This window comes from Acinetobacter sp. NRRL B-65365, assembly GCF_001605865.1.
GTDB lineage: Bacteria > Pseudomonadota > Gammaproteobacteria > Pseudomonadales > Moraxellaceae > Acinetobacter > Acinetobacter vivianii.
This window is the reverse complement of record NZ_LRPD01000030.1, coordinates 16,439-29,873: the sequence shown is the minus strand read 5'-3', so window position 1 is coordinate 29,873 and position 13,435 is coordinate 16,439. Positions and strand designations below refer to the sequence as shown.

Below are 13,435 nucleotides of genomic sequence, written 5' to 3'. Positions count from 1 at the left end.
AAACTTAAGGTGAAATGGTTTGTTATTGCGTCGTGGATGATGTTGCCTGACTTGCCTCTTCGACTTCATCTTTGTTTACATCAGATGAAGTTTTAGCCTGAGATGCTTCATTTTTATAAAGCAAATATTTTGCGCGTTTGTCTTGGTTTGGATCAGATGGTAAATGTAATTCACCCGTCTGGCCACAGGCAGTTAAAACAACACTGCTTAATAATAAACTGATAGAACAAATGGCTTTAAGCATCTGAGCACCTAACTTTTACAATTCGGAGCAGTATAGCGTGATCATTTGATTGGCTAAAGTCTAAACTTGAATGAATCAGGCAATAACCATAAAAAAAACGCCGACTTTAAGGTCGACGTTTTGAGTATTCAGTCCAGTGCATGCTTATTTTTTCTTATAGAAGAAATAACCAATTGCCAGAATGACAAACCAGATCGGGCTCACTTTTAGTGATTCTAATGTGGTTTCATCCAATGCAAGGAAGTAGATCGTTGCAAGGAAGAATAAAATCACGACCCAGCATGTGAACACGCCACCAGGAAGTTTAAAGCTTGATTGTGCATGCAACTCTGGACGATTTTTGCGGTAGTTAATATAACTCCACATAATAATGATCCATACACAGATGAACAGAATCGTTGAGAGCGTTGTTGCAAGCGTAAACGCCGTTACTTCATCGTTCGTTCCTGTTTGTAATTTATAAACAAACTGTACGAATGCACCGATAAAGATACAGATTGACGAGAAAATCAATGCTTTTGAAGGAACAGCAGATTTAGACAGTTTTCCAAATAACTTAGGTGCCTGTTGATCTGTAGATAGACCAAACAACATACGGCTAGTCGAGAAGACACCACTGTTCATGGATGACATCACCGAAGATAACACCACCAAATTCATGATAATCGCAGCTGATGCAATACCCGCTTGTGAGAAGATGTTGACGAATGGGCTGACTTTAGGATTGATCTGATCCCAAGGGGTTACACACATCACCACAAATAATGCCAATACATAGAAAATGATGATACGGATTGGAATCGAGTTAATTGCTTTTGGCAAGTTACGTTTAGGATCCTGAGTTTCAGCAGCCGTTGTACCCACCAATTCCACACCAACAAAGGCGAAAATGGCAATCTGGAAGCCAGCTAAAAAGCCATCAAGACCTTTCGGGAACATCCCACCATGTGTCCAGAGATTCGAAACGCTGGCAACTGTACCAGAAGCATTGGTAAACCCAGTAAAGATCATCCAGAGACCGACTGCGATCAAGACAATAATCGCTGTGATCTTCACCATCGCAAACCAGAACTCCATTTCACCGAATAATTTTACGGTCACCAAGTTCAGGCCTAAGACAAACATGATTGCCACAGTACTAATCAGCAAACCACCTAATGGCGTGAACGACTCCCCACCATTAAAGAATTCCAGATAGTAAATAATGGCAGATAAATCTGCGATACCAATCGTGACCCAACAGAGCCAGTAAGTCCAACCGACAAAATAACCTGCCCACGGGCCAATTAAATCCGTCGATAAATCGATAAAAGATTTGTAGTTCAGGTTAGATAGTAATAGTTCTCCTAATGCACGCATTACGAAGAACACCATCAAACCAATGGTCATATAAATAAACAGAATAGATGGCCCAGCTAAACTAATCGTTTTACCCGACCCCATGAACAGCCCTGTTCCGATTGCACCGCCAATCGCAATCAACTGTAGATGTCGATTAGATAGACTACGGTGAAGTCCGCTTTGCTCAGCAGCCTCACTCAGATTTTGATTCGACATTTTGCAAAAACTCTCCAGTGTTTTTAGTTCATTAACCAAAGTCCGCTCTCAATAACGATTCGTACTATTTTCGGTATCTTTTCTCGTTATCTATAATTTGGCTGACTTTAGCTAAGCAATTTTTTACCTGTATTTGTCAAGTTAAATACAATTGAATTCGATCATACGCACAAGGCCAAAACAATACAATGAACTTGTGAGGGCAACTTGGTCATCTCGAAAACAACGGTGCATAAAAAGAAGCGGCTATCGCGGCCACTTCTTTTATAAGAGAAAAATATTAATTTATATATCAATCATTAGATGATGACTTGTGTTGATTTTTGAGACGCTCTTCCCAGAATGTCGCATTGCGGATACCCAACTTAACTGGATCAAATATGAACTCCTTAACTCCAGCTTTTTGTTGTTCTTCATAATCTTTCAGTGCTTTGATGGTTGGCTTCCAGATAAAATAAGTGACAATAATACCAATGATATTGATCCATGCCATCAAGCCAACGCCAAGATCACCAATGCCCCAAATATAACCTGTCGCACTGACCACACCATAAGCCACAGAAATCATAATGAAGCATTTGGTGATGAATAATAATGACGGTCTCTTGGTGATATAGCTCAAATAGGTAATGTTGGTTTCAGCAATATAGTAATACGCCACGATGGTCGTAAAAGCGAAGAAAAACACAGCTAAAGCCACAAATATCTGCCCAAAGCCACCAAAGACCGTACTCACTGCCATTTGTGTAAAGGCTGGTGAACCGATTTCAGTAGCTGGTGCAACATTCTGCACAATAAACTGGCCTGCCTCTAGAGTGCCTTGTACGTTATACGTGCCTGTAATTAAAATCATAAAAGCAGTGGCAGAACACACGAATAAGGTATCTACATAAATCGAAAATGATTGCACAAAACCTTGCTGTGCAGGGTGCTGAACTTCTGCCGCTGCCGCTGCGTGTGGCCCTGTTCCCTGTCCTGCCTCATTGGAATAAATACCACGTTTCACGCCCCAGCCAATCGCGGCACCGACACCCGCCATTGGAGAAAAAGCATCTTCGAAAATCAGTTTAATGACACCTGGTAATTCTTGAATATTCATCGCGACAATAATGACAGCCATCAGGATATAACCTGCTGCCATAAAAGGTACGACCAGCTCGGCAAAACGAGCAATCCGCTTAATGCCTCCAAAAATAATGATCGCCAATAAGGTTACGATCACAACCAGTGCCAATAACTTATATGCGCCGATATTACCAAATACGATCGCGCCTTCACCCGTGACCTGAGTAAAGGCATTCCCGACTGCATTGGCCTGAATCCCCGGTAAAAACAGACCGCAGGAAATAATCGCTGCAACAGCAAACAAAATCCCTAACCAGCGCTGTCCAAGACCTCGATCAAAATAAAAAGCGGGTCCCCCACGATATTCACCCTGATATTCCACCTTGTAGATTTGACCGAGTGTTGATTCGACATAAGCAGTACTTGCACCTAGAAATGCGACCAACCACATCCAGAAGACTGCACCTGGCCCACCAAATCCGATTGCGGCCGCCACACCTGCAATATTACCTACACCGACACGCCCAGATAGAGAAACAGATAAAGCTTGGAATGATGAAATCCCTTGCGCTGAAGATGAACCATGAATTAACAGCCTTGCCATTTCCTTAATTTGGCGCACCTGTACAAATCGAGTCAAAATAGAAAAAAATAAACCTGCACCTAAACACAAATAGATTAGGGCTTTACTCCAGATAATACTATTTGCCCAATCCACAATTTCTGCTGCACTCATAAATATCAACCTTTATGATTTATTTAAAAAGTAGCGACTGCTAAATTTTCATTTATTTAAATATGAGCAATATCTATGCCATGCCTTTCACAAGACAAAGGCAATCGATATGCCTAAACGCTTCAAGGGAAAAAGTGAATTGAACAAAAAAACAAGTTGCTAAAAACACATCGTCTATAGCTTGTAAAAGTTGTATATCATGTTATTTTCCTGAGCAGTTCCCTTTTACCCATGAGTGACGAAACTGTGCTGTCTCCTTTTTTATCCATGAATAGAGTACTCAGCATCTTGATTAAATTTTCGTCCTAACTCTTTTTAACCAATCTAAAGAATTTTTTCAATTTTATCTTATGGCAAAAATTAAAACGGTTTATCGCTGCGAACAGTGTGGTGCGGATCACCCCAAATGGGCAGGTCAATGTTCTGAATGTGGAGAATGGAACAGTCTGTTAGAAGTTCGTGTCGAACCTGTCGTTACCCATCGTAGTCAACCTAAAATGGGCGGCGGTTATGCGGGACAAGTAGCAAACCTCACCACCCTCAACCAGATCTCGGTTACACACGAAACTCGCCTACAAACTGGTATTAGTGAGTTTGATCGGGTATTGGGTGGCGGCTTGGTCACAGGCTCAGTCGTATTGATTGGTGGTGACCCGGGTATTGGTAAGTCAACCATCCTGTTGCAGACCGCAACGCATATGGCCAGTAAAAAAAGTTCTGCCCTCTATGTCACGGGCGAGGAATCACTGTCTCAAGTGGCCTTACGTGCACAGCGTCTTGATTTACCCACTGATTCGCTCAAAGTCATGGCTGAAACCTGTGTCGAACGGATTTGTGAAGTACTGGCACAAGAACGTCCTGCTGTTGCAATTCTGGATTCGATTCAGACGCTGTATACCGAAACCTTACAGTCGGCCCCAGGCGGCGTGTCGCAAATTCGAGAATCCGCAGCTTTATTGACACGTTTTGCGAAAAATAGCGGCACTGCCTTATTTCTTGTTGGTCATGTAACCAAAGAAGGTGCGCTTGCTGGGCCACGTGTTTTAGAACATATGGTCGATTGTGTGCTTTATTTTGAAGGCCAATCTGACTCGCGTTACCGTATGATTCGTGCAGTCAAGAACCGCTTTGGTGCAGTCAATGAACTGGGCGTATTCGGCATGACTGATAAAGGCTTACGTGAAGTAGCCAATCCATCCGCAATTTTCCTGAGTCGTTATGATGAAGCCATTCCGGGTTCAATCGTGATGATTAGCCGTGAAGGTACTCGCCCACTTCTGGTTGAAGTTCAGGCTTTAGTCGATGATGCACATGGGCAGCCGCGTCGAGTTGCACTGGGTCTCGAACAGAACCGCTTAAATATGCTACTTGCCGTGATGCACCGCCACGGTGGTGTACAAACTTCTGGGCAAGATGTTTACGTCAATGTGGTGGGTGGTTTGAAAATTACCGAGACGGGTTCTGACTTGGCTGTTTTACTTGCCTGTGCTTCAAGCTTGCGAGGCAAAGCCCTGCCACAACAATTAGCGGTTTTTGGTGAGGTGGGTTTATCAGGTGAAATTCGTCCTGTACCCAATGGTCAGGAACGCTTAAAAGAAGCTGCAAAACATGGCTTTAAGTATGTGATTTTACCAAGAGGTAATGCGCCACAAAAATCGATTGATGGGGTACAAATCATTGCTGTTGCACGTTTGCATGAGGCCTTAACCGAAGCAATGCAACTCAGTGATGAACTATGATCAGCGTCTGACATAAAAAAACATACTTTTCTAGTTGAAATTCTATGTAAATACCTTCATAAATACATTTACAAATTGAATTTAAATAGGAATTTTCGATGCAAGTACACCAGCGTGGCTTGATGGCAGCTCTTTTGATGGCAACTTTGGTCGCTGCACCGCTTGCAGAAGCAAAACGTGCGGGTGGCGGTAAAAGCCATGGTATGAGCAGATCTAGTTCATCTAGCCAATCTTATCAGCCGCCACGTCAAGCAGCTCCAGCGCCTCAACAACAAACTGCGCCTCAAAGATCAGGTCCAGGTGTGGGCTCTATGGTTGCTGCGGGTGTTGCAGGTGCAGCAGTCGGTGCTGTAGCTGCCAATGCATTGGCGGATGACAAACAACATAACCCAACAGCGACTGAGCAAGAAGCTGCTCAGCAAGCTCAACAGCAACAGGAAGAAAAAGGTGGCATTCCTGGCTGGATCTGGGTGCTTCTCGCTGCTGCAATCGCCTTCTTTGTGTTCCGCAGATTGGGCGCAAAAAAAAAATTAGCAACCAATAACCCTTACGCTCCAAACAATGGCGGTCAAAACAACTTTGGCCGTCAGGTTCCACCTCAAGCAGCACCACGTCAAGCAGCAGATAACACCAATATTTTTGGTCAATCTGTAGCGGGTGGTACTGCGGCTCCTCAAGCACCATTTGGTGGCGCGTCTATGAGCAGTGGCAATCAATTACCAGATGGTACTGAGCCTGCTGCATTCTTACGTATTGCACGTCAACGTTTTAACCATATTCAGTCGGTAAACAGCGCAAGCAATGTCGAAGAAATCCGTCGTTATTTAACGCCTGAGCTTTATAGTTCAATGCATAGCGACATCATGGCAAACCAAGATCAAGACGTTGCTGAATTTAGCAATCTCAATGCGATGGTTGTCGAAAGCACAACTGAAAATGGTCAATATGTCGTGAGCGTACGCTTTACGGGTACAGTAAGTGAAGATCTAAACAGCTTGCCACAACCTTTTGCTGAAATCTGGCATTTTGTAAAACCTGCTGGTTCACAACAAGATTGGGTTGTTGCAGGTATTCAACAAGCTTAATCGTCTTATAAAATGAAAAAAGAGCTATTTCGATAGCTCTTTTTTATAAGCCTTATTTTTTACCAAGGCTAAAAAAAGCCATCCTCTATAGAGAATGGCGGAGTGTAAAACAACAAAAATAGAGTTCTTATGAATAACAAACAGCACAACCTAGCACGATCTGTCTATTGATACTAACGGATAAGATCTTTAAAAAATATTCCTCATTTGGGGAATAAAGCCCTTTTATTAGAAGCATTTTAAATCACGCCTAAACCCTCTCTATCGTAGTGATATTTTTAGTGTGCCAATTATCCACCTAAAATCGCATCTACGCCTGTTAAAACAGTTGATGCTACCTCAACAATACGCCTTAAGATTAATCTCTCAGTGAGCTTTAAAACCCACTCAAATCTATAGCCCCTACCCACACCATCAATCAATACCCATAAAAAAAGGCCTTGCCGAAGCAAAGCCTTAAATTTCATTCTAATCTAATGATTCAGTATCATTAGACAAACTGCAAGAATAACCAGTATAAACCACCAGACAATGCAATCGTTGCTGGTAAAGTGAAGACCCATGCAGAAAGAATGGTTTTCACTGTTGCAAAGTTCAGACCTGATTTATTCGCAACCATGGTACCCGCTACCGCACTGTTTAAAACATGAGTGGTAGACACTGGCATACCAAGACCATCAGCCGCAGCAATCGTACTCATTGCCACTAACTCGGCAGACATGCCCTGACCGTAAGTCATATGGTTCTTACCAATACGTTCACCGACAGTCACAACAATACGTTTCCAGCCCACCATAGTCCCTAGACCAAGTGCAAGCGCTACTGCAACTTTAACCCAGTTCGGAATGTACTGAAGGAATGAATCTAGGCTATTACGATATTCTTTTAGAACTTTCGCCTGATCTTGATCCATTGCTGGTAAAGCTTCAGCTTTGTCTAAACGTTTGAATGTTGTCGTACTCAAATACATGTCATTACGGATTTCACTGACTGCCGCTTCTGGAATCAATTTAAGATCACCATAGCCCGCAACACGTGTACCAATATGTGATGTCATGCTTGCAAGTGCAGGAACAACTTCAGCGGTTTGTTCTTTGGTCTGGATATATTTGGTTAATACATCACGTGCTTTTTCATCTGTCAGTTCGTTTTGATTAACATTCAAAACCACAGCAGTTTGGGCAGAAAGTTGCTCAAAAGACTGTAAATGTTGTGCATCCAGATTTTTGTTCAATGAGTAAGCCAATGGAACCAAACCGATTAAGATCAACATGATTAAGCCCATGCCTTTTTGACCATCGTTTGAACCATGCGCAAAACTTACACCTGTACAAGTAAAAATCAGGATCGCACGAATTAGCGGTGGTGGTGGCTTATTGCCTTCTGGTGGCTGAAACAGCTCCATTTGACGTTTAAAGACTTTCTTCACCAACAAGAATAGAACGGCTGCAAACGCAAAACCAATCAATGGCGAGAAAAGTAAAGCCTTACCAACCTTAATTACTTGATCAATATCGATGCCACTACTGGTCGCACCAGCAGACGCATTCAAGATATGATTCATGATGCCCACACCTAAAATCGAACCGATTAAAGTGTGTGAACTTGATGCAGGAATTCCCAAGAACCACGTGCCTAGATTCCAGAGAATCGCCGCGATTAACAATGCAAAAACCATCGCGAAGCCAGCGCCGCTGCCGACATTCATGATCATTTCTACAGGAAGTAATGCAATAATACCGTATGCAACCGCACCGCTCGCAACCATAACCCCAAGGAAGTTACAGAAGCCAGCCCACATGACTGCTGCTGGCGCAGGTAATGCATTGGTATAAATAACCGTCGCTACAGCATTTGCCGTATCGTGAAAACCATTTACAAATTCAAAGCCTAAAGCGATGAAAAGTGCCGTCGATAAAAGAATAACTGAATATAAACTTAACGGCGGTACATGTGCCAGATCAGCACTTAACTGAAAACCGATATAGATAAGTGTTGCAACAATAATTGTCAAAAACACCGGCATAAAAAATTTCGGTGTTGGTACATGTACATTCGTCGATTTTGCCTGAGAACTGGCAAGCGGTGAATCCGAAACAGGAGGAAGATTAGAATTCATGTAGACGGTGAGAGGATAATAAAATCCTCTGTATTGTTTAATTAAATTATGACAATTATATGACAAAGGACTGTCACATAAAGCCAAAATTTCATATTTTTACCCTGTTTTTTTGTGTTTTTTTACGATAATTTCACCACATTTTTAATTTTAATTAAGAAAAAACAATGCATTACAAACTTTAAAAGTACAACAAAACTGTTTGTCTGATTTTGCAACAAATGCTACGAAAGATGACATATTTTTGTCATATTTCGAATAAGTTGTTGGCTTTTTAAGCATTATTCCGTTCAATTATGACAACTTAATGAAGCTTTTATGACATTTTTCATGTGACCCCATAAATCATACTCTAGCTTGCTGAAAATAAGCGCATTAGCATCTCTTCTGTTACAATGCCCCTGCTTTTTATCTTCATCAGCTACTGGGGTTCCTTCATGTCCACGCTTGCCACCCTACAATCACTTCTTGCCCAACGTATCCTGATTATTGATGGTGCGATGGGAACGATGATTCAACGCCATAAATTAGAAGAAGAAGATTATCGTGGTGAACGTTTTGCAGATTGGGCATCAGACCTGAAAGGCAATAATGACCTATTGGTATTAACACAGCCGCAAATCATTCAAGGCATTCATGAAGCCTATCTCGATGCGGGCGCAGACATTATCGAAACCAATAGCTTTAACGGTACACGCGTTTCGATGTCAGACTATCACATGGAAGACCTCGTACCAGAGATCAACCGTGAAGCAGCCCGTTTAGCTCGCGCCGCATGTGACAAGTACTCAACCCCAGATAAACCTCGTTTTGTTGCAGGTGTTCTTGGCCCAACATCGCGTACCTGTTCAATTTCGCCAAATGTCAACGATCCAGCATTCCGTAACATTACCTTTGATGAATTAAAAGAAAATTATATTGAGGCAGCGCATGCCCTGATCGAAGGTGGCGCAGACATTCTCTTGATCGAAACGGTATTCGATACTTTGAACTGTAAAGCCGCGATTTTTGCAGTGAAAGAAGTCTTCAAGCAAATCGGTCATGAACTGCCATTGATGATTTCGGGCACCATCACCGATGCATCAGGCCGTACTTTAACGGGTCAAACCGCAGAAGCGTTCTGGAACTCGGTTCGTCACGGTGATTTACTGTCGATTGGTTTTAACTGTGCCCTTGGTGCAGATGCCATGCGTCCACACATCAAAACCATTGCTGATGTTGCAGATACCTTTATTTCAGCCCATCCGAACGCGGGCTTGCCGAACGCCTTCGGTGAATATGATGAAACTCCAGAACAAACCGCAGCATTCATTAAAGAATTTGCTGAAAGCGGTTTAATCAATATTACTGGTGGTTGCTGTGGTACCACACCAGACCACATCCGTGCGATTTATAATGCAGTCAAAGACATTCAGCCACGCCAAGTGCCTGAAACTATTCCTGCTTGCCGCTTAAGCGGTTTAGAACCCTTTAATATTGATGAAAATTCCTTATTCGTGAATGTTGGTGAACGTACCAACGTGACGGGTTCAAAAAAGTTCCTGCGTCTCATTCGTGAAGAAAACTTTGCAGAAGCTTTGGAAGTAGCTCAGCAACAAGTTGAAGCGGGTGCGCAAATTATCGACATTAACATGGATGAAGGAATGCTCGATTCGCAAAATGCGATGGTGCATTTCTTAAACCTTGTCGCATCTGAACCAGATATTTCTCGCGTGCCGATCATGATTGACTCATCAAAATGGGAAATCATTGAAGCTGGCTTAAAGTGTGTCCAAGGTAAACCTGTCGTCAACTCAATTTCCTTAAAAGAAGGCTATGACGAGTTTGTCGAAAAAGCACGCCTGTGCCGCCAGTATGGTGCTGCGATTATTGTCATGGCTTTTGATGAAGCAGGTCAGGCAGACACCGCTGCACGTAAGCGTGAAATCTGTAAACGTTCTTATGATGTTTTAGTGAATGATGTCGGCTTCCCTGCTGAAGATATTATTTTTGACCCGAACGTGTTTGCTGTCGCAACAGGGATTGAAGAACACAACAACTATGGCGTCGACTTTATTGAGGCTACGGGCTGGATCAAACAGAACTTGCCACATGCCATGATTTCGGGCGGTGTATCAAACGTTTCATTCTCCTTCCGTGGTAATGAGCCTGTCCGTGAAGCGATTCACTCGGTATTCTTGTACCATGCCATCAAGCAAGGCATGACTATGGGGATCGTGAACGCTGGTCAAATGGCGATTTATGATGATATTCCAAAAGAACTGAAAGAAGCGGTTGAAGATGTTGTTCTGAACCAGAACCAAGGTGAATCTGGTCAAAATGCTACAGAGAAACTGCTTGAAGTAGCTGAAAAATACCGTGGTCATAGTGGCGCACAACGCGAAGCTGAGAACCTTGAATGGCGTAATGAATCTGTTGAAAAACGTCTTGAATATGCCTTAGTCAAAGGTATCACCACGTATATTGATGAAGATACCGAAGAAGCCCGTTTAAAGGCCAAGCGTCCACTTGATGTAATTGAAGGTGCATTGATGGATGGCATGAACGTGGTCGGTGACCTGTTCGGCTCAGGTAAAATGTTCCTGCCGCAAGTGGTGAAATCTGCGCGTGTGATGAAGCAAGCTGTCGCTTGGCTGAATCCATACATTGAAGCTGAAAAAACAGGTAGCCAATCTAAAGGTAAAGTGTTGATGGCAACTGTTAAGGGTGACGTACATGATATTGGTAAAAATATCGTGGGTGTGGTCTTGGGTTGTAATGGTTATGACATCGTTGACCTTGGCGTGATGGTACCTGCGGAAAAAATCTTGCAAACCGCGATTGATGAGAAATGTGACATCATCGGTTTGTCTGGTTTGATCACCCCATCTTTAGATGAAATGGTGTTTGTTGCCAAAGAAATGCAACGTAAAGGCTTTGACATTCCACTGTTGATTGGTGGCGCAACCACATCGAAAGCACATACTGCGGTGAAGATTGATCCTCAGTATCAAAATGATGCGGTGATCTATGTGGCTGATGCTTCACGTGCAGTGGGTGTTGCAACCACCCTGCTCTCTAAAGAAATGCGTGGCAACTTTATTGCAGAACATCGTGCTGAATATGCCAAGATTCGTGAGCGCTTAGCCAACAAGCAACCGAAAGCAGCCAAACTCAGCTATGCCGAATCAATTGAAAATGGTTTCAAGGTAGATGACAACTATGTCCCACCAATTCCAAATACTTTAGGCACGCAAGTCATTACCAATTATCCATTGGCGACATTGGTTGAGTACTTTGACTGGACACCATTCTTTATTTCTTGGAGCTTGGCAGGTAAATTCCCGAAAATCCTGACAGATGAAGTTGTGGGTGAAGCAGCCACTGATTTGTATAACCAAGCGCAAGCGATGCTAAAAGACATTATCGAGAATAACCGTTTCGATGCACGTGCTGTATTTGGTTTATATCCTGCACAACGTACAGGTGCGGATACAGTCAGCGTGTTTGATGAAGCGGGTCAAAAGGTTACGCATACTTTTGAGCATATTCGTCAGCAGTCAGACAAAGTCACAGGCAAACCGAATTTATCTTTAGCGGACTTTATTAGCACTTCTAAAGACAATACCGATTATCTTGGTGGTTTCACTGTGTCGATCTTTGGTGCTGAAGAATTGGCAAATGAATATAAAGCCAAAGGTGATGATTACTCAGCGATTCTGGTTCAGTCTTTGGCCGATCGTTTTGCAGAAGCTTTTGCTGAGCATTTGCATGAGCGTATCCGTAAAGAATTCTGGGGCTATAAAGCCGATGAGACACTCGATAATGAAGCGCTGATCAAAGAGAAGTATGTCGGTATTCGCCCTGCACCAGGTTACCCTGCTTGCCCAGAGCATTCTGAAAAAGCGGTGTTATTTGATTGGTTAGGTTCGGAAGCGAAGATTGGTACTAAATTGACTGAACACTTTGCGATGATGCCGCCTTCTTCTGTGAGTGGTTTTTATTATTCGCACCCTGAAAGTGAATACTTTAATGTGGGCAAAATTTCTCAAGATCAGCTTGAGGATTATGCGAAACGTAAAGGCTGGACACTGGATGAAGCGAAGCGTTGGTTAGCGCCGAATTTAGATGATTCGATTGTGTAAGCTATAAGAAAAAGTCCCCTCGATTGAGGGGATTTTTTTGATTAAAAATTAAAATGATTATGTCATCAATAGATCTATAGCTCATTAATAAAACTACTTTTGGAATTTTTTATATCAAAACTTAGTTTTTAAAATTTTAAGAGATTGTAGTAAAATTAAATGTTCATAGAATTGATCTTCATTCCATTTTAAATGACTATAAGCTTCAAATTAAATCAAAAACAGAAAAAGAACTTAGCAATACTCATCGCTTTCAGCGCCCTCGTCCCTCTTCTTCTTATATTGACTTTAACAATTCATAAACTTCTCACACCAAAGAAGATAATTAAAGTAACGCCGTATCAGCATCTGGAAACAGATAAACGCATGAATTATGAATTCAGTATTAAAAAATTTAATAAGTTGGATACGATATTTATCACTAAAAATCAAAAAAGAATTTATCTTTTTGACTGTTCTAATTATTTGGAAACTATCTGTAAACATGAGCAAAAAAATTCATCAATCATAAAAACAATAGATATTATAAAAATAAACGACAAATTTATGATCAAACAGATGACTTGGGTTGACTCCGTAACCAAAAATCAATTTCAACATACTTTGGCAGAACACCAGCTCATGGAATTATATGAAGCTAAAAGCAAAGTCTCCTATATAGCTATAGCTGTCTTCTTATTGTTGAGTTGCGGAGGACTTTTTATGATCTTTTGGGGGAACATTTATCAATTTATTTTAAAAAAAATCAGCGCCATCTAGTTTACTC

General features: G+C 42.0%; 8 protein-coding genes. 4 read left to right on the top strand and 4 right to left on the bottom strand.

Features of this window, described 5'->3' with window-relative positions; translation table 11 throughout:
• Positions 1–22 precede the first annotated feature (22 nt).
• The 3 genes from lptM to AWW72_RS12080 form a co-directional block, all read right to left on the bottom strand.
• Positions 23–244 (bottom strand): LPS translocon maturation chaperone LptM, encoded by a 222-nt coding sequence (lptM, locus tag AWW72_RS12090; RefSeq protein WP_062847510.1) that lies wholly within the window; start codon positions 242–244, stop codon positions 23–25.
• Between the two features lie 144 nt (positions 245–388).
• A complete protein-coding gene (locus AWW72_RS12085; protein WP_004771281.1) occupies positions 389–1,801 on the bottom strand; it encodes an amino acid permease in 1,413 nt (470 codons plus the stop codon).
• Between the two features lie 292 nt (positions 1,802–2,093).
• Positions 2,094–3,602 carry an alanine/glycine:cation symporter family protein gene (locus AWW72_RS12080; RefSeq protein WP_062847509.1) on the bottom strand — a complete coding sequence of 503 codons (1,509 nt, stop codon included), beginning with the start codon at positions 3,600–3,602 and terminating at the stop codon, positions 2,094–2,096.
• A 350-nt stretch (positions 3,603–3,952) separates the two neighbouring features.
• Between AWW72_RS12080 and radA the strand changes: the two genes are divergently transcribed.
• Complete coding sequence (radA, locus tag AWW72_RS12075; protein WP_004771277.1) at positions 3,953–5,341, top strand: DNA repair protein RadA; 1,389 nt, start codon at positions 3,953–3,955, stop codon at positions 5,339–5,341.
• 98 nt (positions 5,342–5,439) lie between these two features.
• On the top strand, positions 5,440–6,426 hold the full coding sequence (locus tag AWW72_RS12070) for a Tim44 domain-containing protein (RefSeq protein ID WP_062847508.1): 987 nt from the start codon (positions 5,440–5,442) through the stop codon (positions 6,424–6,426).
• A gap of 490 nt (positions 6,427–6,916) precedes the next feature.
• Here the strand turns inward: AWW72_RS12070 and AWW72_RS12065 are convergent, their stop codons facing one another.
• Positions 6,917–8,545 (bottom strand): inorganic phosphate transporter, encoded by a 1,629-nt coding sequence (locus AWW72_RS12065; protein ID WP_062847507.1) that lies wholly within the window; start codon positions 8,543–8,545, stop codon positions 6,917–6,919.
• A gap of 437 nt (positions 8,546–8,982) precedes the next feature.
• On the opposite strand from AWW72_RS12065, the gene metH reads away from it, so the two are divergent.
• Together metH and AWW72_RS12055 are read left to right on the top strand one after the other, a co-directional pair.
• The gene (gene metH, locus AWW72_RS12060) at positions 8,983–12,669 is read left to right on the top strand and encodes a methionine synthase (RefSeq protein ID WP_062847506.1); all 3,687 of its coding nucleotides are present in this window, start codon (positions 8,983–8,985) and stop codon (positions 12,667–12,669) included.
• A gap of 366 nt (positions 12,670–13,035) precedes the next feature.
• Entirely contained in the window at positions 13,036–13,428 is a 393-nt protein-coding gene (locus AWW72_RS12055) for a hypothetical protein (RefSeq protein ID WP_249409172.1), read from the top strand.
• Positions 13,429–13,435: the final 7 nt, after the last annotated feature.